The sequence below is a fragment of the Nocardia amamiensis NBRC 102102 genome (genome assembly GCF_001612745.1).
GTDB classification, from domain to species: domain Bacteria; phylum Actinomycetota; class Actinomycetes; order Mycobacteriales; family Mycobacteriaceae; genus Nocardia; species Nocardia amamiensis.
In genome coordinates, this window is the sequence record NZ_BDBA01000428.1 from 1 (window position 1) to 1,558 (window position 1,558).

The following is a 1,558-nucleotide window of genomic DNA, read 5'->3' on the forward strand; positions in this document are numbered from 1 at the left end:
TTGAGGGGGACAAGAGCATGCCATGTGAAACCAGCGGCCGGGTCCAGGCGTCAGGGACGGTGTGCTGGGAGACCCGCGCGACATGGTGAAGGCTGGATTGCTTGAAGCCCAATCTCCAGCGATGGAACTTCGCATCCTCCGGAAACGACGTCTGAAACTGGTGCCCGTGTCCTGCCCTGGTGATGAAGCATAGCCGGGGCAACCTTCCGGATGCTGGGGCGATGCCCAGTGAGGGCATTGAAGGAGATGAGTGGGCCGCCTACCTCGCGCTGTCACGTATGGCGGAGACGAACGTGGGATCGCCTACGGGACGCGAGTCCTATGGCGACGGAGGCCTCATAGTAGTCGCCGGAGTCACGCCCGGCCGAGGCGGACGGGAAAGCCGTCCACAGGGCGAAGGGGGCCAGGTGATTCGAACACTCGATGATCGGGAGGTATGCGAAATGCAGGACGCCGAAACGGTTCTGGGTGTTCTTCGTGAGCGCGGCAGCCGGTGGCTGCCATGCACGCAACTGTATCGGCAACTGTTCAACCCGCAGTTGTATCTACTGGCTTACGGCCGCATCTACTCCAACAAGGGGGCGATGACGCCGGGGGTCACGCAGGAAACCGTGGACGGTATGTCGATGACGAAGATCGACCGCATCATCGACGCGATGCGCCACGAGCGCTACCGATTCGCGCCGGTGCGGCGGACGCTGATTCCGAAGAAGAACGGAAAGATGCGTCCGTTGGGACTGCCGACCTGGTCGGACAAGCTGGTCGGCGAAGTGGTGCGCCTGCTGTTGGAGGCGTATTACGAGCCGCAGTTCTCCGACCGTTCTCACGGGTTCCGGCCCAGAAGAGGCTGTCACACCGCGTTGCGGGAGATCGCCAACACCTGGACCGGGACCGCGTGGTTCATCGAGGGAGACATCGCCGACTGTTTCGGGTCGCTCGACCACGAGATCATGATCTCGATTCTGTCGGAGAAGATCCACGACAACCGGTTCCTGCGGCTGCTGCGCAACATGCTGAGGGCCGGATACCTCGAGGACTGGACCTGGCACGCGACACCCAGCGGCGCGCCGCAGGGTGGTGTCGCCTCACCGATCCTGTCCTCGATCTATCTGCACAAGTTGGACCAGTTCGCCGAGACGGTTCTGATTCCGGAATACACCCGAGGCACGCGCAGGGCCCGCAACCCTGCCTACCTGGAGGTCGCGAACGCACTCGCGCGCCCGCAGGCGTGGTGATCGTGTCGAGGCCGCGCGGCTCCGCAAGCATATGCAGAGCCTGCCCAGCCAGGATCAATACGATCCGGGCTACCGGCGGCTGAGATATATCCGCTACGCCGACGACCACCTGCTCGGGTTCATCGGACCCAAGGCCGAAGCCGAGGAGATCAAACAACGCCTGGCGGTGTTCCTGCGCGATGATCTCGCGCTGGAGTTGTCGCAGGACAAGACCTTGATCACGCACGCCCGGACCGGGCGAGCCCGGTTCCTCGGCTACGACATCGGAGTGCAACGTGACGACAGGCAACGCGCCCGCAACGGCCATCGCGGCGTGAACGGGG

1 protein-coding gene and 1 pseudogene are annotated in these 1,558 nt (G+C 63.5%); both read left to right on the forward strand.

Annotated elements, in window-relative coordinates; all coding sequences use genetic code 11:
• Positions 1-443: 443 nt before the first annotated feature.
• Positions 444-1,235, forward strand: coding sequence for a reverse transcriptase/maturase family protein (locus tag NA4_RS39910; RefSeq protein ID WP_084497863.1), 792 nt, complete (start codon positions 444-446; stop codon positions 1,233-1,235).
• A gap of 31 nt (positions 1,236-1,266) precedes the next feature.
• Positions 1,267-1,558, forward strand: a pseudogene (locus NA4_RS42355) (hypothetical protein); the annotation flags it as partial.